This window comes from Agrobacterium sp. 33MFTa1.1, from assembly GCF_004328495.1.
Taxonomy (GTDB): Bacteria; Pseudomonadota; Alphaproteobacteria; order Rhizobiales; family Rhizobiaceae; genus Agrobacterium; species Agrobacterium pusense.
In genome coordinates this window covers 91,967-113,222 of sequence record NZ_CP036360.1, presented here as the reverse complement: position 1 = coordinate 113,222, position 21,256 = coordinate 91,967, and the positions used below count along the sequence as shown (strand labels likewise).

Genomic DNA, 21,256 nt, shown 5'->3' with positions numbered 1-21,256 from the left:
GTTATCCTTTCATCGCGCTGGCACCCTGGAGCACCGCAGCTAGGATTTTGGGATATGCTCCACACCGACACAGATTGCCGCTCATGTATTCTCGTATCTGGTCAACGGAATCCAACCTCCCTTCTTCGACAAGAGCCACAGCTGACATGATTTGGCCTGGAGTGCAGTACCCGCATTGGAATGCGTCTTGATCTATGAACGCTTGCTGCATGGGATGAAGACTTCCGTTATCACCAGAAAGGCCCTCGATCGTATTAATTTCCTTGCCCTGGCAGTTTGCTGCAAGGGTGAGACACGCAAGTACGCGCCGTCCCTCCACGTGGACTGTACAAGCGCCGCATTGGCCATGGTTGCACCCGACCTTCGTTCCGGTCAGGCCAACCTGCTCACGCAGCGCGTCTGCCAACGTCGTCGTCATGCTGAGGATGAGATGATGTGCTTGACCATTGACGATAAGCATAGCCCTGCCTAGAGACAGATCACTGTCGGTCCGGGTGCCCGCCGCACCAGCCTCATTTGCCGATCGTAGGGAGCTGTCGGGCCTTTTGGGGGCACTTTCTTCTGCGCTAGTTCTAAGTGTCATGCACACTCCTGTAGCAAAGAGACCGCTCAATCAGCGGAAGACATTAAGTGGAGATCGGCAAGCGCCGAGATCATAAGGCGAGATACTCTGGGGCGATGGCTTGTAGGGCTTCGACGACATCGTATGGTGTCCTTGCCGTGACGCACTCCACCGTCGCCGTTAACCTGGCATAACGACCGGCACGTTGCTCGGCGCTCAACTCGCCCATAACATCGGCTGCCCATGCGGGAGTACCCGCTGCGATCATCCGCTGCCGGACGTCCTCATCGCTCAGTGGAATGTAGGAGATGTCACGTCCAAGCGCCCGAGCTGTGGCTTCGGCGAGTTGGAAGTAAGTGATTGCTCGCGGGCCGGTGATTTCTAGGACCTCGTTACGATAGTTATCGGTGGTCAATGCAGCAACTGCTACGGCTGCAACGTCGCGAAGATCCACCATACTAATCTGGCCGTCTCCGACGGAACTGGCTATTACACCATTGTCTTTGACCGACTCCTTGAACCGTCGGATGTTCTGGAACATCGAGTTGGGCCGGAGATGCGTAAAGGCAATGCCGCTCTCTTCGATCGCGCACTCGCTTAGGCCGTGCCATTTGTTCAAGGCGGTCTTCGCGCTTGGGTCAGCACCCATCGCCGAAAACTTTATAATTCGTTCGAGCCCGGCCCGCTTGGCTGCGGCAACCACGTTATTTTGAAGGTCTACTTGATTTTGCGCGACAGACGAAAGAATGAGCACACGAGATACGCCCTCTAGGGCCAGATCCAATGAACGGCTATCGCTCAGGTCACCTTGAACGACTTCGGCGCCTAACGGCAATCGATTTCGCTTATCTATTGATCGAACCAGTGCCTTGAACTTTACGCCGGCTGCAACAAGTTGGCGGGCAATCTCAACGCCATTTGTTCCTGTCGCGCCTGTCAGAAGAATGGTCATAGCATATCCTTCATGGCATAGCGTTGCCTGTTTCCTCCCGACCGCCATCTATTTGATCTGTAACGATTAATCCTTCCGTTGATCTGAAGGGGCTCGCCAACGGTTGCGGTTACTGAAGAGTTGCGGGTAATGTTAGCGCAAGAAATTGAGATATGAATGTCAAATACGATCCAATGTTTGCCTGATCCGATCTCTCGGCTTGTGCGCTGTGCAATCGGCGCTGCTTGATCGAGATGTTTTGGGGGCGCACGCTGACACGCCTCAAGGTCGAAACGGCCTTTGCAGCCCAAATTCCGCGCCAACATGCAATAGGGAGAACCACGAGCCCGCTTCATTGCGGAGGTGTCTACGAGAAGCTTTTACGGCGAATGCGTCGCCCTCGCCAACTAGCTACATTTTCAGCACCTGCTGCCGCGAATTTAAGAGTCACTGAAGCTCGACGATAGACGAGCGATAGATGTGCCCTCGGCGCGAGCCACTCAGAATGAGGAGGGCGCTCCTGTGTCTGCGAGTTCGTGGTTTGACGGTCGATCATGAGTCGGCATATTTGAAACTAAGACCCGCATTTAATTCCAACTGGCGCTGTAGCGCAGTTCCGAGCGCAGCACCGGCGGTCCACATCCCGCCAGGCAAGTTCACCCCATCCTTCAGCAAGCTGAGCATCGTTTCGGCGACGATGCGGGAGGTTGACCTGTAGCCAGGATCCCCGACACCTTGCACAGTCACGCCGATCCGCCGACCGTCCTCGAGTAAACCAACGAACAGAAGCTGGTATCCGCCTGAGCGTCTTAACGCAGCGTCCGGCCCCTCTCCGGGCCTCAGCGGTGACACCGCTATGAGGCCTCGGTTGGACCACTCATCAACGGAGGCCTGCCGGGATGCAGCATGTTCGTCAGATGCTTCTGGGTACACAAGCATCTCGTCGTAGATAAAGTCGGTACCGTAGGGATGGCCCTGCAATGCGTTCGAGAGGTGCACTGTTTTTACGTTGATACCAGACATTATGAATGAAGGGCACTACCCAATATCCAACGTCGTCGTCAAACACCGCAGCTGTTCCGCTCGGTTGTGGAGGCCCCGAGAAACCCGGCACAAGCCCGAAAGGATTGGCTAGCAATGTGCGACTATAGTGATCCTCAGCCGCCTTAGATGCGCTGGCGCGCGCACTCGCGATGGAGCCCCCCGACAGACTTCCCGCTATATGCATGACGCGGCCTTTGACGCGGCGCGCGCACGAGCCGGTCCGCTCTTTGGCGATGGTCTGAAGGAACATCACGCCGAGGTCTGAAGGTACGGAATCAAAGCCTGCCGAGAAGATAATTCTTCCTCCAGTTGACTTTGCAACCTCCTCATATCTGTTGGTCATCCATCGAATCCACACAGCATCGCCGCTTAGATCCACGTAGGCTATACCTTGTCGCACGCACGCTGCTAGGAGAGGTTCACCGATCGTGGCGAACGGACCCGCAGTGGTGATCAATCCGTCGGTGCGCTTGACCAATGCGGCGACGTCCGCCGTGCTCTCTAAATTGACGGTGATCAGACCCACGTTGCTGGGCGCTTCGATCTTCGAATGTATTTTAACAAGCTTCTCGTAGTCGCGCCCAGCCATCGCCCATCGGAGTTGCGAACCGTAACGTTCAACTAGGTGCGAGCATACGAGTTCGCCGGTAAAGCCGCTGGCACGATAAACGATCAGTTCGAATTCCGACATTCGGGTTTTCCTTAAGCAGGAGGAGACCTGGTTTTGCGAGGGAAAGCTGTCTCAGACTATGAGTTTGATCGGCCTAGCGATATCGCTTGCTGGCAACCTTAGAGATACAGCAATTGCAAGCTATACATCCGTGGCAGAGACTTAAAAGCCGGATCCGCTCTATTATTTGCTCAATTCGATCAACCGTTAACGCGGGCATAGATTCTGGGTCAGATATTTGCATGATCCGATCGACAAACTTAGCTATCGCCACGAGTTAACCGCAATGCACTCACCGATCGAACGAATCCGCACTCGTGTCGCACGACACGCCAATCCCGGGTCTATGGAAACAGTGATACCGTCCGTTTCAATTGCGGTGGCAAGGGACGATGTCGGGCCGGAATCCATGCTCAGGGGGCCAGGGGTGTGCCTCGTAATTCAGGGACACAAGAAAGTCGTGATCGGCGGGGAAGCCATTCGACAGGACCCAGGCTACACCTTTGCAGCGGTCACGGAACTTCCGATGACGCGTTATTTGATTGCCGGAAACCGCGGCACTCCTTATCTCGCGACCGGACTGAGAATTGACTCAGGAACTCTGCGAGCCCTTCTCTCCGATCTGAATCATTTGCCAATTCGCAACGTTGTGCCATGCTTTAGCATCGCAGAGGCGTCGCGCAGTATCCTGGAAGCCTGGGACCGTTTGTTAGAGCTACTCGATAATCCAGACGACATTCCGGCGTTGGCTGCTGCACGGGAGCGAGAGCTGTTATACAGGTTGCTCATGAGCGAGCATGGACCACTGCTCCGCCAGGTGGCCGATGATGATGACGTTTTCGCGCAAGTCCGCAGGGTTATAGATCTCATGCGGGTTGAATTTGACAAACCTCAACCAGTGAAAAGGCTTGCTGACCTTGCTGGAATGAGCGTGCCAGCGTTCAATCGTCGTTTCAGGGTATGTACCGCGACCAGTCCCCTTCAGTATCAGAAGGCGCTTCAACTCGAAGCTGCACGCCGCATGCTCGCCAAGGCGAACGACGTCTCGCGCACTGCGACAGCCGTTGGTTACACCAGCACGTCACAATTTAGCCGCGAATACAAGAAGTTCTTCGGAGTGCAGCCAAAGCGTGACGCGCTGTCGATGCAAAATGATCGCAATGGTGACACCTGAACGTCCGCCGTGATGTAGCATCTACCGAGTTTAGCCGGAGTTTTGTGATTTCAAATTTTGACAGAACATTTAGTGGACGGCTCTTTGATGATTTGCCTCAATGCCTGTTCCCGCATTGGCTATAACGAGCCGCGCATTACCGACGCGCGGGAAACGCAAAAGAAGACCGAACACCTTCAATGGAGGACTCAGTGATGACATCAGCCGCGATAGATAACCCGGAACAAGGGGATAATGAGAAGCGCAAGTTGATTGGAATCGTCATCTTTAACAACTTCGAGACGTTGGACGTGTTTGGCCCCGTGCAGATGTGGGGTCGACTATCTGGTCATCGAGTGGTTTTTATTTCGCCAGATGGGAGGCCAGCCCACTCAGCGCAAGGGGCCGTCATTGAGGCGAGCTACTCGTTTGAGGATGCGCCGCAATCCGACGTCTTGATGATTCCTGGCGGAATGGGGACCCGCAAACTTGTCAATGACCCGGCTACGCTAGCGTTCGTCAGAATGCAGCACCAGCACACCAGCTGGACCACGTCCGTGTGCACTGGAGCCGCAATACTCGCGCGGGCGGGGGTGCTGGATGGCCGACGCGCAACGACAAACAAGGTCGCCTTTGACTGGGTTGCAAGTCAATCAGCGAAAGTTCAATGGCTCGGCAGAGCGCGTTGGGTGGTTGACGGCAAGCTAATAACGTCTTCAGGGGTTTCGGCTGGCACCGACATGGCGCTATCGCTTGTAACAAACCTCTACGGGCGAGGCGCGGCCGAGGAGGTGGCGGCCGTCGCAGAATATGTCTGGAACGACGATCCATACAACGATCCGTTCGCCATCAAACCGAACATTACGGCAGAGGCTGACATAACATTGTAGCCGCTACGGACACGTCCCTCTAGTCTAGTAGCTTGCTCATAAGGAAGTGGGACGGAGCAAGACAGACGTTCGAGAAGCGGACGTCGACATCGCGCTCATCACGTCAACGTCAACATCCGATAGACACGCGGCAAGAATGATGACCACCGTTGCGATGGTTATTGAGCGCCCACGGGAGCTGTGGCTAGAGACTTATCGATTTGTGCTCGATATAGTGATTCAAGCCCTCAACACCGAACTCCCGGCCAATGCCGCTTTGCTTAAAACCGCCAAACGGTGACATGAGGTCCGGTGCCGCGCCGTTAATCGAAAATCCGCCAGTGCGAATGCTTCGCGCTATCATCATTGCAAGATCGGCGTCCTTGGTCCAGACTGATCCAGATAGGCCGTAGTCGGAATCGTTTGCGATTTTGATCGCCTCATTAACTCCATCGTATGGAATAAGGCACACTACGGGTCCGAAGATCTCCTCTTGGGCAACCCGCATCGAGTTGTCAACATCTGTGAATATTGTAGGCCTGATGAAAAAGCCATGGTTTACCCCTGTCGGCATACCTTCGCCTCCGGTGGCAATCTTCGCTCCCTCGCTTCGGCCAATCCTGATGTATTCCAAGACGCGTTGGCGCTGCCGTTCGGAAATGACGGGACCAAGGAAGGTTTCCGGACTGGTCGGATCCCCGATCGCCATTTGTTCGACGTCATCCACCATTGCGTCAACGAACTCGGAATAGCTTTCGATGGGGACGAGAATGCGTGTCTGCGCGACACAGACCTGGCCGTTATTCGGGAAGGAGCGGTAGCGCAATGCAGAGACCGTCTCTGTAATATCCGCATCCGGTAGGACAATCGCCGCTGACTTGCCGCCCAATTCCAAGCTGTATCGCTTCAGCTGTTCTCCCGCGATGCCGGCAATCTTGCGGCCTGCGACTGTTGAGCCTGTGAATCCAATTTTATCGACGCCTTCGTGCCGCACAAGATGTTCGCTGACTTCACGGTCGGCAGCCACAATGCTCAACACCCCATCAGGCAAGCCGGCTTCGACGAAAAGCTCTCCAAGGAAATGTCCGTCGACTGCCGTTTCCGGCGCAAGCTTGAGAACGACCGAGCAGCCCGCGATAAGTGCGGGGTATAGTTTGGCGAGGGCGACTTGATGTGGAGCGTTCCATGGAATGATGGCGGCCACCACTCCGATTGGCTCCCTTACCCAGACAGCTCTTCCGCTCGGATAAGCTGTACGCTCCTCGGTCCATGGATACAACTCGGCCGCGGAGAGGTAGGCGTGGCTTTGATCCTTGATCATGTTCTGCACGGAGCGGGTAAACCACAAAGGGGCGCCCATTTCACGTGACAGGAAAAAGGCGAACTCCTCAGATCGCGCTTCATAGAGATCAAGGAAGCGCTTCATAGTCGCTAGACGCTCTTCAGGGCGTGCTTTGGCCCAGGGCCCGTTGATGAAGGCACCATGGGCACTCGCAACAGCGAGATTGATATCCTCTTTGGTTGCCATGGGTGCGAAGCCAACGAGCTCGCCATCATACGGAGAATGGATTTTGATTAGATCCGATCCGGATGAGGCAATTCGCTTTCCGCCGATGAAGTTTTCCGTGAAGTGGGTCATTGAAGGTTGTCCATGGTAAATGGGAGGAGGAGCTGGCTAAGCGCGCAATGTGCCGATCAGCTTACTTCACCTGCGGTTAGCTGCAGTTGACCTTGCGGCAGTAAGAGTTGTCTCAAAGGTCAGTAGCGCCTGAACGTGCGCACGATCTTGACACGCCAAGTTTTTCGCGGACAAGTTTTGTCCAGAAAGAGATGCCCAATGGTATTGCCGCGTCATTGAAGTTGAAGAACGGCGAATGAAGTCCGGGATCGTCCGACCCCATGCCTGTTCCAAGGAAAAGATATGCTCCCGGACGGGCATTCAACATAAACGCGAAGTCCTCCGAGATCATGCTCGGCTCTTCATCAACCTGCATCAACGCCGGACCAAGACGATCCGCGGCACGTTTCACCAATTCGACACATCGTTCGTCGTTTGATGTGACTGGAATACGCCGATCGTAACGAATGTCAGCTGAACATCCGAAACTCTCAGCGATAGAGTTTGCGATTTCAATGATGCGCAACTCGATCAGGTCCCCGATCACGTCATCAAGCCATCGCGTAGTACCGCGCAAAGTGCATTTTTCCGGCAGAACGTTCCACGTTGACCCTCCGTTTATGGCGGTGACCGAAACCACCCCAGATTTTTGCGGTGGCATCGAGCGACTAACGATCGACTGCAACGCCGTATGTATATAGCTGGAAGCCAGCAAGACATCGTTCCCTTGGTGGGGAGTTGCACCATGCGCACCCCTGCCTTCAACCTTAATCTCGAATACCGCAAAAGCCGCCATCATAGCGCCGGGTCTGATTACATATGTTCCCAGGGGGCTTGATGGCCAATTGTGTAAGCTGAAAATCTCGTCGCAGGGAAAAAGGTCAAACAGCCCCTCTTCCACCATCCGCTTTCCGCCACCCTCGTTTTCCTCGGCGGGCTGAAAAATAAAATGTATAGTTCCGTCTAAACCTTCCAGATTAACGCACTCGCTCGCGGCTCCCAATACGATAGCCATGTGGCCATCGTGTCCGCACGCGTGCATCTTGCCATCAATTTCAGACGCGTAAGGCACGCCCGTTTTCTCAAAGATGGGCAGCGCGTCCATGTCGGCACGAATGCCGATCGATCGTTTTCCAGTACCTCTGGTAAGGGTCCCGACTACACCCGTTCCGGCTAGCCCTCGATGAACTTGCAGGCCAAAAGCTTCAAGTTTGGCCGCTATAAAGTTGCTGGTCTCGAACTCGGCATACGCTAGTTCTGGATTACGGTGCAGGTAATGTCGCCATAAAATGATTTCATCTATGGATGCCAATAGCTTTGCCCTGTTTTTGAGCCCGCGAAAGCGGGTGTGTTCACTGAACGCTGACATCTATCATCAGGGGAGGAGGCCGGAATTGACATTCCGATCACCGTTTTTGTCTCATAGTTTCAATATTGCATTTCCGCCCGCTCTTTCGGACCCTTATAGCGCCTCGATGCTTGACCGTTATAAGCTTTGATGGAACCTTGATCTGGCCGCAAAAAGGGCAATACGCCGGCAGTGTTGGGTAATAGATGCTGAATTATATCGGGGAGGACGTACCGTGACCGCTGCAATAGATTACGAGCAGCTTTTCGATCCCCAGGTGGCGCGGGCATACTATGGCGCAGAGCCCGAGCCCCTCGGTCGCTATTATGACGACGAACGGGGACTGTTCATGAATGCGCGGATAGGATCTGCGCCATTTATTCAGGATGTCATTCAGTTTGCGCCAGACGCACTTGCATTCACTAGTGCCGGGGCTCCGACACCTACTTCGCGTCTCGGTCACCATCGGCAAGCTATCGGTGACGATGACTGGATCCACTTTTGTCTCAGGCTCGGCAGCAACGGGAATGAAGACATCTCCGACTACAAGACGGTCGAGCAGCCGAGCCGGGTTTGCATGATCACCCGATACCCGGCTGGGACTACGATCGTGAGGACGTCCAGTACAGACGAGAATTGGCGAGTGGCATGTCTGTGGCTCAAGCCTGCTGCCTTTCTCCGGCTACTCGAAATTTCATCGTCGCGCATACCACCTGAACTTTCTTGGCTGGCCGCTCAGAAAAGCGATGAAGCAACTCATCTCGCGGTGCCGCTGAGCCTCAGGATGCAGCTTGCGGTAAACGAGGTGCTATCCTGTCAGTTTACCGGCGGCGTGAGGCGTGCCTTTATCTATTCTAAGTATCTCGAGCTTGTCGCGACGATTTACCAAGCGGCAGTAGACCAGATTACTCGTCCAGAACATCTGACAAGCAGACTTTCAGAACGTGACGCCGCCAAAATTGTCGAAGTCGCCAGTATTATCACCGGCAGTTTCGAACAGATGGATTCCCTAGCTAGCCTCGCGCGCAGAGTCGGGATCAACAGAACGAAATTGGTGCTCGGTTTCCGCGCGATTTACGGGACCTCCGTTGAGGCCTACTGGCGGGATTGGCGGCTTCAAAAAGCAAGCGAGCTTCTTCGAGGCGATGGAATTTCTGTCAACGAAGTCGCATTCAGCGTTGGATATTCGGAAGTTTCATCTTTTACGCGCGCCTTCACCCGGAAATTTGGCGTCCTGCCAAAGAGCTGCAAAAGCTCTTGACACGCAGAAGATAAACGCCCCACAAGATTTCTTGCGGGGCGTTTTCAATTCAAGTCTTTGCGGAGTTCGTCAGACGGTCCAGCTTCGTATCCGTTGAGATTACGCGCTTGAACATGGCATTTTGCGGCACTCTCGGATCTGTATCGTCGATCAGATGACAGGCGCTGAGGTTGTTTGCGTCCCTGCGATAGAGCCGTGGATCGTCGGTCTTACATCGTTCGAAAGCAAAGGGGCAGCGTGTGCGGAATGTACACCCCGGCGCTATATCGATCGGATCCGGCGGTTCACCATCGAGAAGATAGGTTTCGGGTTCGTAACGCCGCTCCTCGATGACGGGAGCAGCGCTCAGAAGCGCGCGAGAATAGGGATGGCCCGAATCGAAGAACAGCGTCTCATTTTCCGCGAGCTCCACGACACGTCCGAGGTACATAACCGCAACACGCGAGCATACTCTTCTGACCATTGCCAGGTCGTGGGAGATGTAGATATATGAGATCCCCCGCTTTAGCTGGAGCGTCTCAAAGAGATCGATCAGTTTTCCTTGCTCGACCTGATCGAGGGCCGATAGGGTTTCATCAAGGATCATCAATTCAGGATCAAGCACCAGCGCGCGTGCGATGTTCACACGTTGCCGTTGACCAGCGCTAAGCCCGATCGGAAGATTGTCGAAGACAGATGGGGGAAGACCTACTTCCCGAATTGCTTCCCGCGCGCGGGCTTCGATCTGTTTTCGTGAAAGCCCGCCGTGGATCATGAGTGGTTCCATAACCGTCCGACCAACAGGAAAGTGTCCTGGTATGGCATTATAGGGATCCTGCAGCAGAAGCTGAAAGCCTCGCCGCAGGTGCAGCAGCGCGCGTGACGACATATGAGCAATGTCCTCACCCTTGAAGAGTATCTGGCCTGCGTTCGGAGACTCAAGACGACTTAAAAGCCGCGACAGAGTGGATTTGCCGCATCCGGATTCGCCGACGATTCCGAAATTTTCACCTCGTTTTACCGCGAATGAAACTTCTCTGACCGCATGTACCGACTTTGTCTGAAATAGACTTTGGCGATCTTTTACTGGATAGGACTTCGATATGTTCCTGACATCCAGGATCGTGTCGCTATCGGCTGCCGGCTGGAGAGGGGGCAGCGTTTCGCCCGTCCATATCTGAGGCACCTTCGCAATAAGCTTTCTCGTATAGTCCGCCTCAGGCGCCCGAAGCATTGAGCGTATATCGCGCTTTTCGACAACCTTTCCACCGGCGAGGACGAGGACATCGTCAGCGATATCTTGGATCACCCCGAGCGAAGATGAGACAAACAGGATCGCGGTCTTGAACTCGGTCTGCAAGTCCTTAAGGATCCGCAGAATTTGAGCGCTTACCGTGACGTCCAGCGGTTGGGTAATATTGTCGGCGATCAGGAACGCCGGATTAGAAATGAGCGCATCAACGATGAGCACCCGTTGCATCATGCCGCCGCTGAACTGGAAGGGATAATCGTGGAAGCGTTGTCGCGCTGAAGGCATTCGGACGGCTTCCAGCAGCCTCACGACCCGCTCTTCGGCATCGCTCTTTCCGATGCCCGGTATCACGGACATAAGTTTTTCGACGATTTGCGCGCCGATGGAAACGGTTGGATCAAGAGCGCTTCCGGGATTGGCACCAACGTAACCGACTTCCCTGCCACGAATTTTCTGCATCTCCTTGGCGGAAAGTTTCAGAATATCCCTGTTGCGGAAGACGACCTCTCCTCGTCGGATATACAGCGGCGGCTCGATCCAGTTTGCAACGGCGCGCGACAGCACTGTCTTTCCAGAGCCGCTTTCGCCAATGATCCCAAGAACTTGCCGTTCTTTAAGTTCGAACGATACGTCAGATATAATAGTTCGATTTTCACGGCGGCCGACGAGATCTACCGTCAGGCCCTGTACAGACAGTACGATATCGCTCATTAGTCCAAACCTCGAATGACTTTGTTACGAGCGCGCTCAAGAGCGCTACCCATCAGGTTGATACTTGCAAGGGTGAGGGCGAGGATGAGACCGGGAATGACGGTGATCCACCAAGCGTTGATAAGATATTGCGTGCCCGCCGCAATGATGTTTCCGAACGTCGGTGTGGGAGGCTGAATCCCGATCCCGATAAAGCCGAATATTGCTTCGAAAATCATCATTCTGGCGACATCGAGAACGGCCACGAAGCCCATCGTCGGAAGAATATTCGGCGCTATGTACCGCGACATAATTCTGAAGTTCGATGCTCCGAGGATTTCAGCACCGCGCACGTATTCCCTCTTGCGCTCTGCGAGAACGACACTTCGTGTAACGCGCGCATATGCAGGCCAGCCCGCCAGCACAAGAACCAGGATGACCAGTCCTTCGTTGGGCCGGGTTACACCGAGAATAGCAATCGCCAGGATCACCACCGGGATGGCCATCTGAACATCCGTCAGGCGCATCAAGATCAGATCCACCCATTTGCCGTAGTAGCCCGCGATCATTCCGATCGCCGATCCCAGGCAGAACATGCCGATGACGCTCAGGACACCGATAACCAAGGCGTTCTTCAGCCCGACTAGCGAGCGCATCAGTATGTCGCGCCCAAGTTGATCTGTTCCCGCCAGGTGGTCCACTTGCCAGCCTTCAAGCGGGAAAGGGGGGAGAAACTTGGCTTTTACATTCATCGCAGTCGGCGAAATGTCGATCAGATAAGGTCCCAGGACTGACATGACGATCATTAGTGCCGCGATGGTAAAGCCGATTTTGAAATCGAAAGACTGCCTTGCGAGCCGAAAAATACGGCCACCGATTGTCTCTTCACGCACTGTTCCGGTCATATTGGTTGCTGCCAAAGTTGTCATTAGTACTGAAGCCTTCTGTCGATGTGCGTTGCAATGAAGTCCACCAGCATGTTGACCGCGACCAGAACGCCTCCGAATAGAATTGCCACAGCCTGAATGATCGGAAAATCACGTTGAAAGACGGCGTTGATCGTCAAAAGGCCCAAACCCGGGTAGCTGAAGATGAACTCGACCACGAACAGTCCGCCGAGCAACATGCCGATTACCTGAACGCCAAAAAGGTTAAGCAGGGGGATGGATGCGTTTCTGACGACGTGTTTGAAAACAATGGTTTTACGGGAAAGGCCCCTGACCGTACCGAAATCCACGTAATTCTCATGCAAGCCACTTGCGATCGACACCGAGATCGACCGGATCAGAACAGGCGCAAGTTCAAAAGCGATGACGATCGCAGGGAGAATTGCATAGGAAGGGCCTTGATACCCAATTGCCGGCAACCAGCCAGTCTTCGCTGAAAAAATCAGAATGAAAACGATCCCGAGCCAAATGTTCGGCAACGACACCAGAATCGAGGATAGATACACGGAGACCCGGTCCGGCCACCGGCCCGAATTCAGACCTGCGAAGATGCCGATCGGTACGGCTAGAAGTAGTGCAAATGCGATTCCCATTCCGCCGAGCAACAACGTGTAAGGAACCGTGCTGACGATGAGTTCGATGACGGATGCTCTATTGGCTGCCGAATGAGTTGTATCTCCGCGAGAACCACCGGTGCTGCCACCCTGAGTTCCCCTGATGAAAGACGTACCGAAGTCGCCGGAAGCAACCTGCTTCACGTATCTGGCGAATTGGATTGGGATAGGATCCCGCAATCCGAGTTCCGTGGCGGTTTGCTCGAGGACTGCGACGGGGGTCATTGGCCCGAGCATCATTCGGACCGGATCACCAGGCACAACCCGCAGCAAAGTGAACACTGCGAACGCGACAAGAATGACGATAATCAACCCTTGGGACGCGCGGCGGATAAAGAAGTTGAGCGCAAAAAGCATATGCTGTTTCCCAGAGATAGCGATCCAGCGGCAAGCTGCTGCCGGATCGCTGCTCAATAGACTAGGCCATCGTCGCCTTGGAAAGATCGATGGGACCATTAGGAGCGAAAACGACGCCATCCAGGGACTTCGCCATCGCGTGGAAGTAGACCGCGGTGAAGAGCGAGAGGCTCGGAAGCTTCTTTGCAATTGCAGGAAGCGTTTCCTCGGCGATGACCTTCTTGCGTTCTTCGGGACTAGCAGCGTTACGTTCTTTGTCGAGCGCCGCGTCGATCTCTGCATCTTCAAAGCCCGTAAAAAGCGCGCTCTTTGAAGACCAGTTCGGGAAAAGAACCAGATCGGGTTCCGGCGAGCCAGTCATCCAGCCAACGTCAACCATGTGGCCAGCGCCCTGGCCATCGGCTTTGCGGTAAACCTGCTCCTCCCAGGCTGCTGGCTCTAGTACCGTCAGCTTTACGGGGAAGCCTTGCTCCTGAAGCATTGCCGTGATCAGTTCACCATATTCCCGCGTTTTGGAATAAAAGCCGATAGAGGTGATATATTCCAACTCCGGCAGGCCTTGCCCATTCGGGAAGCCAGCCTCTGCAAGCAGTGCCTGGCATTTCTCCGGATCGTATTTGGGATAGTCGGCAATGTCGGCATAGCCAAATTTGAGCGGAGAGATGTAGCTGCTGGAGGCCTGGCCGGCAATTCCGACGACTTCCATGATCTGGTCGCGATCGATGGCATGGCAGACCGCCTGACGCAGGCGAATGTCGTCAAAAGGTTTTTTGTTGCAACGGAAATGTAAATACTTGTTTTCTAAGGAAAGGGCGCGATCGACCTTTACGTTCTCGTTCTTTTCAAGGCTTTCATATTGCTCAGGTTCAAGCCGCTCGATGATGTGGTACTCACCGTTGAGCAGGCCCAGGACGCGGGTGTTCGCATCCGGCACATAGGCATAAATCACTTCTTCGATCTGCGGTTTTCCGTCGTAATAGTCCGGGTTGGCTTTAAGGGTTGTTTTGTCCCCATTGGTGGATCCGAACATGAATGGTCCGGTCCCATTCGGCTTTGCCTGAAGCGTCGAGGGATTTGCGATGTCGGCGGCCGACATGATCGGAAGGAAGCTCACTATGTAATAGAACGCCGCGGCCGGATATCCGTACTTTTCCGTGTTAATGCGGACGGTCAGTTTGTCGACCACCGTGATATCGGCCTTCCCGGGATAAAGGGAGGCAGACGGCCGTTTCGGATCGGAGGCGTAGTCAAACGTGGCTTTGACGTCTTCTGCGCCAAAATCCTGTCCGTTATGGAACTTCACACCCTCTCTCAGTTTAAACTCAAGCGTATGCTTGTCGATAAGCGTCCAGCTCATCGCAAGATCTGGGAGCAACTCGTCCGGCTTTTCCGTGGTCATCGGCGCCTTGGTGAGGTGATTGAAGATGAAATGTTCAGCGTTCCACTGTCCAACCGTCGTATGGGATGTGGTATCCCAGTTTCCGGTGATGGAACCGGCCGACGCAAAGATCACTCGTTTGACGTCTTGTGCGCTTGCCGCGCCGAATGATAGGCCGATGCCACTGGTGATTGTTGCACCGGCTAAGGCCACCCCTCCCATGAATGCACGTCTGGTGGTCTGCATATTGTTCCCCTTTTCTGTTACTGCGTCGTGGTGGTTGTGGATTTATGTTGCGATTGGTCAGCAAAGCGGTCAGAGTGCCGGCCAGTTGTCCGGCGTGCTGAGCTCCGTTCAAGAAGGATCATCGCCGCGGCCTTCTCTCCGATCATGATGCTTGGAGCATTAGTGTTGCCGCTTGTGATCACAGGCATGATTGATGCGTCAGCAACGCGCAGGCCTTCGACACCGATCACCTTGAGTTCTTTGCTGACAACGGCATCCTCGCCAATTCCCATCTTGCAGGTGCCGGCAGGATGGTAGCTGCCTTCAGCTGACTGCTTGAAGAAGTCGAGTATTTCCTCATCGGTTTGAAGCTTGCGGGCCGGCTTGAACGCTCCCTCGTAGTAGGGCTTGAAAGCGTTGCTCTCCAGGATGTTTTGCGAAATGCGAAATGCATCTGAAAGGCGGGCAATGTCATCCGGATCCGAGAGCATGCGCGATTGCAAGCGAGGAGGATCAAACGGGCTATCTGAACGCAAGAGGATTTCCGAGCGACTTTTCGGACGAAGCACGCAGGCCGCGATCGTGACGGCGGGGCGGTCAAGCAGCGTTATCCCCGTTTCCGTAACCTCATATCCAACCGGTACGAAATGAAGCTGTACATCTGGCCTGCTTTCCGTTTCGGGACGCGTGCGGATGAAGGCCACGGCGTGGGAGATCGGACTGGCTGCCGGACCCTTCCCACGCATAAGCCAATTGAGGCCGTGGCGTACGACGTGACTCGGGGAGGTTTCCATGTTGTAGGTGCTGACGTTTACGTATCCACTTACCCATACTTGCGGGTGTTCCTGCAGGTTCTGCCCAACGCCCGGTAGGTCGTTGATCACCTCGATACCGTTTGCTTCCAGATGATGCTTGTTTCCGATGCCGGAACGCATAAGGACGCCGGGCGACCCAAGGGCTCCGCAGCAGACGATGATCTCGGCATTTGCTCGTTCTTGGAATGCTTGCGCTCCGACAAAATAGCGCACACCGACGGCTTTTTTGCCGTCGAACACAATGCGATCAGCGACAGCTCCAGTGAGTATTTTTAAATTGCTCCGTGACCGTGCTTTACGCAGATAGGCACGAGCGGAGCTGTTTCGACGTCCGAAATCGATCGTACCCTGGTTAGGCCCAACGCCTTCCTGCGTCGCGCCGTTTATATCGGCGTTAAATGGTATGCCGAGTTCCTGAGTGCCGCGGATGAATACGTCCCGAAGCGGATGAGGCGATGCGACGTTGGATACCTTCAGCGGACCATCGGCACCATGGAATTCACCCGCACCAAACGGATTCGTTTCCATCTTCTTGAAGTAGTCAAGGACATCCTCATAGCTCCAATCGCCTGTATTTCCGAGCAGTCTTGCCCAGTCGTCGAAATCCTCGCGTTGGCCCCGTACGTAAACCATACCATTTATAGAGCTTGAGCCGCCCAGAACCTTACCTGCGGGCCATATAACCGCTCTGTCGTTGAGAGATGGGTCTGGTTCAGCCATGTACTGCCAGTTGAAGCGCGGATTGGCAATCGCCTTCACTTCCCCAGCAGGGATTCGAATAAACGGCGAATTGTCTCGTGGACCTGCCTCAATAAGTAGTACACGGGTTCGTCCGTCCTCCGAGAGCCTGCTTGCGACAACAGACCCGGCAGACCCGCTTCCTAGTACGATATAGTCCCAGCTCATTATTTCCTCCTATCATGCCAAAGATTACAGACGGCAATGGTAGAGTGCGTTGACCGTGCGTTCCATTTTATTGTCCGCGCAGTCGGCATCCAGGACCACTGGTAGCTTAAGAGCGAGGCGCGTGTGGGCCGATCGCCTGCGAACCCGTCGGTTCCAAAAGTGCACAAATATCCAAGAGTCTTTTTGTGGCCCAAGCTAACAGGAGACGGACACGCTCTTATTGGAGGTGGGAACCAGCCTCGGAGCAGCGGAGACTGAGGACATCGCCTGTGTTTTTTTATTACTGACCTTATGAGGACACGATGACTTTTACAGCGACTAAAACGCTTCTCGATACGGTACATCTGGAAGGATCTTTCTTTGATGGTACGTGGAAGAAGGCCGAGCAACGCAAACAAATCTTTGAGCCAGCAAATGGAGAAAAATTGGGCTTTATCGGCCTCGCATCACCGAGCGATATCGATCACGCCTCGAAGGCTGCGAAAGCTGCACAGGCGGATTGGGCTAGCGCGCATTATGAGAAGCGCGCCGAAGTATTTAGATCTGCAGCTAATGTTCTTGAATCGAACAAAAATGAAATTGTCGGGTGGCTGGTGAAAGAATCCGCGTCCACGCGGCCGAAGGCCGAGGTTGAAGTGGCGCTCTCACTCAAAGCTCTACATGAGGCATCGGCCATGCCATCTCAGGCTTTGGGACAGGTTCTTCCAACTCAGCCTGGTCGACTGAATATCGCTCGGCGTCGCCCGATTGGCTTGGTCGGCGTGATATCGCCATTCAATTTTCCGCTTTATCTCGCTATGAGAGCACTTGCTCCTGCATTGGCTGTTGGCAATTCAGTCCTGCTAAAACCAGACCTTCGAACCTCGATCAGCGGCGGTCTTCTACTGGCCCGCATTTTCGAAGAGGCGGGCCTGCCACCTGGGATTCTAAGCGTACTCCCCGGGGATGCAGCGAGCGGCGAAGCATTATGCGACGCGCCTGAAGTGGGGATGATCCAGTTCACCGGCTCGACATCAGCTGGCCGCAAGGTGGGAGAGCGTGCAGGCCGCAACCTCAAAAAGGTATCACTTGAGTTGGGTGGTAAGAACGCTTTCATCGTCCTTGACGACGCGGATGTTGAACTCGCGGTGAATAACGCCGTATGGAGTACCTTCTTACATCAGGGGCAAATCTGCATGTCAGCGGGTCGTATATTGGTGCAAGCCGCTATTGCTGATGAGTTCACAAGAAAGCTTTGTGAACATGCGTCGAGACTGACTGTAGGTGATCCAAGGACTGATCAAGTTGCTCTTGGGCCCCTGATCAGCGAAGCACAAGTTGCTCACGCCTTCGCGGTCGTCAACGAAGCTGTGGCCGAGGGAGCTCAGGTCGCAATCGGCGGAGGCTCCAGCGGGCTGTTTTTCGAACCTACAGTCTTGAGAAGTGTTGATCCGGATAATCCTGCGTTCAAGAAGGAGATTTTTGCACCCGTCGCTGTCGTGACCACGTTTGTAACCGACGACGACGTAGTCAATCTTGCCAACGATACGAACTATGGACTCTCAGCAGCAATAATCTCGCGATCGGTCGGAAGAGCGATGGCATTGGCTGAGAAGCTTAACGTTGGCATCCTACACGTGAATGACTCAACCGTGAACGACGAGGTGATCAACCCATTCGGCGGCATCGGCGCTTCAGGCAACGGCACCAGCATCGGCGGTCCGGCAAACTGGGAGGAGTTTACTCAATGGCAATGGGTTACCGTAAAGGCCGAAGCTCCGACATATCCGCTCTAGATATGCATCTTCCAAGAAAGCGAAGTGTTCGATAGCGAGATCGAGATAACCGGGAACAGTAGAAGGCGTGCAGCAATGCAGCGACCGGTTGGGCAGTAGTCATCGGCAACCAGACTTAGCGCAGATTGCGGATGATAATTCATTTGACGCAATCGAGGCATCCCGACTGTCGCAAGAGCTGCCTCCCCGGCTTTCGAAATGGAACGCATTTGCGGCCTAATCCAAGAGCGAGATGCCGCTGGCCGCTCGAGCGCGTCAATGATAGTCTTTCTTGCTGGAAAGCTTCACGATCCGAGTGTAAGCGGCAAGCTGAGACCGTTCAGCGCGTGTAGTTCCACGGCATGAGTGCATCGAGATCGCTGCTGGGCCAATCATTGGCTATGCGCTCGAGTGTCTGGGTGAGCCAGGCCTGCGGATCGACATTGTTCATTTTCGCTGTTTGAAGGAGCGTGGCGATTGTTGCCCAAGTCCCTCCACCGCCATCGCTGCCGGCGAAGAGGCTATTCTTTCTGGTAATTGTCTGGGGCCGGATTGCACGCTCGACTATGTTGTTATCGAGCTCGATGCGGCCGTCGGTTAGAAAGCGCTCGAAGATGGAGCAACGCGAGGTGGCATAGCGGATCGCCTCCGCCAGCTTCGACTTGCCAGAGATCCGCGATAGGGTCTTCTGCCAGAGGGCGAAGAGCTCCGTGACAACCGCCGCAGATGTCGCCTGGCGCGCGGCGACACGGGCGTCAGGGCTTTGCCCGCGAGCCGTTTCTTCCACCTGCCAGAGCTTCGCCATCAGTTCCACCGTCTCGGTGGCGATCCTGGAGCTGTCTGAGGCGTGGAGTTCGTAGAACTTGCGCCTTCTATGGGACCAGCAGTAGGCCAGCATCACGCCGTCATTGCCTCCGTCAGATCTGGCAAGCTTGTTATAGGCACCATGTCCGTCAACCTGCAGAATACCGCGATAGCCACTCAGATGCCGGGCGACCCGATCGCCAGCACGGCTATCTTCGAAGCGATAGGCGACCATCGGCGGGCTACTGCCACCGAACGGTCTGTCATCGCGGGCATAAGCCCAAAGCCAGGCCGTCTTGGCTGATCCGGATCCGGGCGCGAGTGTGGGCAACGTCGTCTCGTCAGCGAAGATACGCTCAGCCTTCTTGATCTCGGCGAGAATGTAGTCGGCGAGGATATCAAGTTCAAAGCCGAGCTTACCCATCCATTGAGCCATCAGCTTCCGGTCAAGCTCGACCTTGTCGCGGGCATAGATTGCCTCCTGGCGATAGAGCGGAAGGCCATCGGCATACTTCGAGACGGCGATTTGGGCAAGAAGCCCTTCCGTCGGAATGCCCGCCTCGATAATGTGCGCGGGTGCGGCGGCCTGAATGACGCCGTCTTCATTTTTGAAGGCATACTTCGGTCGGCGTGTGACGATGACGCGGAACTTCGCTGGCACGACGTCAAGTCGCTCCGAGACGTCTTCTCCGATCAGCACCTTCTGTTTGCCGACGTGTTCGGGCAGTTCATCCGGCTCGATCACCACTTCGACCCGTTCCAGATGCGGTGCGAAGCCTTTGCGCGGCCGCGGCGGACGTTTGCTGTCGGGATGGGTTGCGCCCTTGTTGACCTGGGCTCGGATCGCAGCGATGCCGGTCTCGATTTCCTCGAAGACAAAGGCCTCCTGCTCATCATCGATGCCTGCAGAGCCGAGCTTTTCTGATCGCCGGCCAAAGCGGGCACGATCAAAGGCTTTCAGGATCTGGGTCAGTCGTTCGATGCGTTCATCAGCATCGGCGTTTCTGGCTTTCAGGTCTGCGACCTCGCTCTCAAGAGCATCGGTGCGCGCTGCCTTCTCGGCCATGGCAAGGACCATAGCTTTCAGGGTCTCTACATCATCCGGGAGCTGCAGATCGGGCGGCGTCATAAGGCTGACCTGAGCATATTTTGCTCCGGTTTTCCTGCCCTTTCAGGGGGTTGATTCACTTCGCCGCAGGCATTTACCCAACAATCTCTGGCGGCCTCACCGCCACCGAGCGGACCCGTTTCCAGTCCATGCCGTCAACGAGCGCCATGAGCTGGGCATGGTTGAGCTGCACTCGGTTGTGGCCGACCCGCGGCCAGCAAAACTGCGCCTTCTCCAGCCGCTTGGCGTAAAGGCAAACCCCGGATCCATCCCACCAGACGATCTTGATCCGGTCGGCCCGTTTGGCTCGGAAGACATAAAGCGAGCCGTTGAACGGATCATTGCCAGCATCCCGCACCAGCGACAGCAGGCTGTCCGGCCCTTTGCGGAAGTCGATGGGATGGCTGGCCAGGAAGACCTTTACACCTGCGGGGATCATGCTGAGCGAACCGCTCGGATGACACGCTGCAGATGCGCTTCTTCAACATGCCGGCCGACCCGCACGACGATACCGTCAATGTCGATTTCGACGACGGGGTCGGGGTCAGGTGCGACGCTCTGCGGATCAACTGGTGCTGCTAGTCCAGACTCATCACTGCCCAACAGCTCTCTACGCCAGCGGTAGAGTTGAGACGGCAAGATACCGATCTGCCGCGCCACTGCCGACATGTTCACACCGGGCTGACAGGCCTGCTCAACCGCTGTGGCCTTGAATTCGTCGGACCAGAACCGCCGCAACTGTCGCGGCGACCCGTCGAGGCGATCGGGCACCGCCTCGATCATTCGCATCAACCCAAGGCTAGCCGCAGGTCTAGACATAGATCCTCACATTCAAAGAACTCGTATGCCCGAAATACCTTACTCAGCATCAGACCCGCCAGATGGGGTCTCCTTGCCGCTTACATCCGAGTTTCATTATGAGAAAGTTGTCTAGCCATCGGCCGTCGGATGCACTGCCTCTGATTTTTGAG

The 21,256-nt window shown here is 55.0% G+C and carries 17 protein-coding genes; 4 read left to right on the top strand and 13 right to left on the bottom strand.

Annotated features, from left to right (window positions below; translation table 11 throughout):
* Position 1: 1 nt before the first annotated feature.
* The 3 genes from EYD00_RS23860 to EYD00_RS23850 form a co-directional block, all read right to left on the bottom strand.
* Positions 2-460: a (2Fe-2S)-binding protein gene (locus EYD00_RS23860; protein WP_034499371.1), complete on the bottom strand. Its 459-nt coding sequence runs from the start codon at positions 458-460 to the stop codon at positions 2-4.
* Between the two features lie 193 nt (positions 461-653).
* Complete coding sequence (locus EYD00_RS23855; protein WP_034499368.1) at positions 654-1,514, bottom strand: SDR family oxidoreductase; 861 nt, start codon at positions 1,512-1,514, stop codon at positions 654-656.
* Between the two features lie 892 nt (positions 1,515-2,406).
* Complete coding sequence (locus EYD00_RS23850; protein ID WP_051674267.1) at positions 2,407-3,228, bottom strand: saccharopine dehydrogenase NADP-binding domain-containing protein; 822 nt, start codon at positions 3,226-3,228, stop codon at positions 2,407-2,409.
* A 265-nt stretch (positions 3,229-3,493) separates the two neighbouring features.
* On the opposite strand from EYD00_RS23850, the gene EYD00_RS23845 reads away from it, so the two are divergent.
* Together EYD00_RS23845 and EYD00_RS23840 are read left to right on the top strand one after the other, a co-directional pair.
* Complete coding sequence (locus tag EYD00_RS23845; RefSeq protein WP_034499817.1) at positions 3,494-4,381, top strand: AraC family transcriptional regulator; 888 nt, start codon at positions 3,494-3,496, stop codon at positions 4,379-4,381.
* Between the two features lie 194 nt (positions 4,382-4,575).
* Entirely contained in the window at positions 4,576-5,250 is a 675-nt protein-coding gene (locus EYD00_RS23840) for a DJ-1/PfpI family protein (protein WP_131258960.1), read from the top strand.
* Positions 5,251-5,434: 184 nt separating this feature from the next.
* Here EYD00_RS23840 and EYD00_RS23835 read toward each other — a convergent pair whose 3' ends face one another.
* Both EYD00_RS23835 and EYD00_RS23830 read right to left on the bottom strand, forming a co-directional pair.
* Positions 5,435-6,868: an aldehyde dehydrogenase gene (locus EYD00_RS23835; RefSeq protein ID WP_034499367.1), complete on the bottom strand. Its 1,434-nt coding sequence runs from the start codon at positions 6,866-6,868 to the stop codon at positions 5,435-5,437.
* Between the two features lie 112 nt (positions 6,869-6,980).
* Positions 6,981-8,159 carry a M20 aminoacylase family protein gene (locus EYD00_RS23830; RefSeq protein ID WP_034499813.1) on the bottom strand — a complete coding sequence of 393 codons (1,179 nt, stop codon included), beginning with the start codon at positions 8,157-8,159 and terminating at the stop codon, positions 6,981-6,983.
* A 271-nt stretch (positions 8,160-8,430) separates the two neighbouring features.
* Between EYD00_RS23830 and EYD00_RS23825 the strand changes: the two genes are divergently transcribed.
* Positions 8,431-9,456 (top strand): helix-turn-helix transcriptional regulator, encoded by a 1,026-nt coding sequence (locus EYD00_RS23825; protein ID WP_051674263.1) that lies wholly within the window; start codon positions 8,431-8,433, stop codon positions 9,454-9,456.
* Between the two features lie 49 nt (positions 9,457-9,505).
* On the opposite strand, the gene EYD00_RS23820 is transcribed toward EYD00_RS23825, so the two are convergent.
* From EYD00_RS23820 to EYD00_RS23800, 5 genes are all read right to left on the bottom strand, one after another.
* A complete protein-coding gene (locus EYD00_RS23820) occupies positions 9,506-11,398 on the bottom strand; it encodes an ABC transporter ATP-binding protein (RefSeq protein ID WP_081859562.1) in 1,893 nt (630 codons plus the stop codon).
* The gene (locus tag EYD00_RS23815; RefSeq protein WP_131258958.1) at positions 11,398-12,306 is read right to left on the bottom strand and encodes an ABC transporter permease; all 909 of its coding nucleotides are present in this window, start codon (positions 12,304-12,306) and stop codon (positions 11,398-11,400) included. The genes EYD00_RS23820 and EYD00_RS23815 overlap by 1 nt, the downstream gene beginning before the upstream one ends.
* Positions 12,306-13,295 (bottom strand): ABC transporter permease, encoded by a 990-nt coding sequence (locus EYD00_RS23810; protein ID WP_034499363.1) that lies wholly within the window; start codon positions 13,293-13,295, stop codon positions 12,306-12,308. Before EYD00_RS23810 ends, EYD00_RS23815 begins: the two co-directional genes overlap by 1 nt.
* Positions 13,296-13,356: 61 nt before the next feature.
* A complete protein-coding gene (locus EYD00_RS23805) occupies positions 13,357-14,919 on the bottom strand; it encodes an ABC transporter substrate-binding protein (protein ID WP_034499362.1) in 1,563 nt (520 codons plus the stop codon).
* A gap of 17 nt (positions 14,920-14,936) precedes the next feature.
* Positions 14,937-16,619, bottom strand: coding sequence for a GMC family oxidoreductase (locus EYD00_RS23800; RefSeq protein ID WP_081859561.1), 1,683 nt, complete (start codon positions 16,617-16,619; stop codon positions 14,937-14,939).
* Positions 16,620-16,921: 302 nt separating this feature from the next.
* Between EYD00_RS23800 and EYD00_RS23795 the strand changes: the two genes are divergently transcribed.
* Positions 16,922-18,394: a benzaldehyde dehydrogenase gene (locus tag EYD00_RS23795; protein ID WP_034499360.1), complete on the top strand. Its 1,473-nt coding sequence runs from the start codon at positions 16,922-16,924 to the stop codon at positions 18,392-18,394.
* Between the two features lie 319 nt (positions 18,395-18,713).
* On the opposite strand, the gene tnpC is transcribed toward EYD00_RS23795, so the two are convergent.
* From tnpC to EYD00_RS23780, 3 genes are all read right to left on the bottom strand, one after another.
* Entirely contained in the window at positions 18,714-20,306 is a 1,593-nt protein-coding gene (tnpC, locus tag EYD00_RS23790) for an IS66 family transposase (RefSeq protein ID WP_034499359.1), read from the bottom strand.
* 73 nt (positions 20,307-20,379) lie between these two features.
* Complete coding sequence (gene tnpB, locus EYD00_RS23785; RefSeq protein WP_034499357.1) at positions 20,380-20,724, bottom strand: IS66 family insertion sequence element accessory protein TnpB; 345 nt, start codon at positions 20,722-20,724, stop codon at positions 20,380-20,382.
* Entirely contained in the window at positions 20,721-21,068 is a 348-nt protein-coding gene (locus tag EYD00_RS23780) for a transposase (RefSeq protein WP_157951695.1), read from the bottom strand. The genes tnpB and EYD00_RS23780 overlap by 4 nt, the downstream gene beginning before the upstream one ends.
* Positions 21,069-21,256 lie beyond the last annotated feature (188 nt).

Excerpts from the sequence above, each read along its gene's own strand:
- EYD00_RS23810 (WP_034499363.1), bottom strand. The coding sequence starts at position 13,295 with ATGCTTTTTGCGCTCAACTTCTTTATCCGCCGCGCGTCCCAAGGGTTG.
- EYD00_RS23800 (WP_081859561.1), bottom strand. The coding sequence starts at position 16,619 with ATGAGCTGGGACTATATCGTACTAGGAAGCGGGTCTGCCGGGTCTGTT.
- EYD00_RS23840 (WP_131258960.1), top strand. The coding sequence starts at position 4,576 with ATGACATCAGCCGCGATAGATAACCCGGAACAAGGGGATAATGAGAAG.
- EYD00_RS23795 (WP_034499360.1), top strand. The coding sequence starts at position 16,922 with ATGACTTTTACAGCGACTAAAACGCTTCTCGATACGGTACATCTGGAA.
- tnpC (WP_034499359.1), bottom strand. The coding sequence starts at position 20,306 with ATGACGCCGCCCGATCTGCAGCTCCCGGATGATGTAGAGACCCTGAAA.
- EYD00_RS23780 (WP_157951695.1), bottom strand. The coding sequence starts at position 21,068 with ATGATCGAGGCGGTGCCCGATCGCCTCGACGGGTCGCCGCGACAGTTG.
- EYD00_RS23805 (WP_034499362.1), bottom strand. The coding sequence starts at position 14,919 with ATGCAGACCACCAGACGTGCATTCATGGGAGGGGTGGCCTTAGCCGGT.
- EYD00_RS23850 (WP_051674267.1), bottom strand. The coding sequence starts at position 3,228 with ATGTCGGAATTCGAACTGATCGTTTATCGTGCCAGCGGCTTTACCGGC.
- EYD00_RS23815 (WP_131258958.1), bottom strand. The coding sequence starts at position 12,306 with ATGACAACTTTGGCAGCAACCAATATGACCGGAACAGTGCGTGAAGAG.
- EYD00_RS23855 (WP_034499368.1), bottom strand. The coding sequence starts at position 1,514 with ATGACCATTCTTCTGACAGGCGCGACAGGAACAAATGGCGTTGAGATT.
- EYD00_RS23835 (WP_034499367.1), bottom strand. The coding sequence starts at position 6,868 with ATGACCCACTTCACGGAAAACTTCATCGGCGGAAAGCGAATTGCCTCA.
- EYD00_RS23820 (WP_081859562.1), bottom strand. The coding sequence starts at position 11,398 with ATGAGCGATATCGTACTGTCTGTACAGGGCCTGACGGTAGATCTCGTC.
- tnpB (WP_034499357.1), bottom strand. The coding sequence starts at position 20,724 with ATGATCCCCGCAGGTGTAAAGGTCTTCCTGGCCAGCCATCCCATCGAC.
- EYD00_RS23845 (WP_034499817.1), top strand. The coding sequence starts at position 3,494 with ATGCACTCACCGATCGAACGAATCCGCACTCGTGTCGCACGACACGCC.
- EYD00_RS23860 (WP_034499371.1), bottom strand. The coding sequence starts at position 460 with ATGCTTATCGTCAATGGTCAAGCACATCATCTCATCCTCAGCATGACG.